Below are 446 nucleotides of genomic sequence, written 5' to 3'. Positions count from 1 at the left end.
AACAAGTCACAATTTCTCTGTGAATTGATGTGATCGAATATTTTCAAAATATGGCTCAAAAAGAAGGGGTATCTTATCAGGAACTCATTAATCTTTACCTCCAATATTGCGTCACTTCTCAACGCCAATTATCTGTCAATTAGTTCGATTATAGCGGTTCGGTGGATTGGTGAGGTACTTTTCAAAGCCCCTCTCCCTCTTTGGGAGAGGGGTTTGGGGTGAGGGCTTTACCTTATGAAATCGAATATTTTCAAAATATGGCTCAAAAAGAAGGGGTATCTTATCAGGAACTCATTAATCTTTACCTCCAAGATTGCGTCACTTCTCAACGCCAATTATCTGTCAATTAGTTCGATTATAGCGGTTCGGTGGATTGGTGAGGTACTTTTCAAAGCCCCTCTCCCTCTTTGGGAGAGGGGTTTGGGGTGAGGGCTTTAACTTATGAA

1 protein-coding gene is annotated in these 446 nt (G+C 41.0%); it reads left to right on the top strand.

Translation table 11 applies throughout. The features are described 5' to 3' along the window. Positions 1–218: 218 nt before the first annotated feature. Complete coding sequence (locus tag B9T16_RS29350) at positions 219–350, top strand: hypothetical protein (RefSeq protein ID WP_410246463.1); 132 nt, start codon at positions 219–221, stop codon at positions 348–350. The last annotated feature ends 96 nt before the right edge of the window (positions 351–446 follow it).

The organism is Arthrospira sp. PCC 8006, from assembly GCF_046480465.1.
Taxonomy (GTDB): Bacteria; Cyanobacteriota; Cyanobacteriia; order Cyanobacteriales; family Microcoleaceae; genus Limnospira; species Limnospira platensis.
The sequence above is the reverse complement of the archived record's forward strand: the minus strand, read 5'-3'. Positions and strand labels throughout refer to the sequence as shown.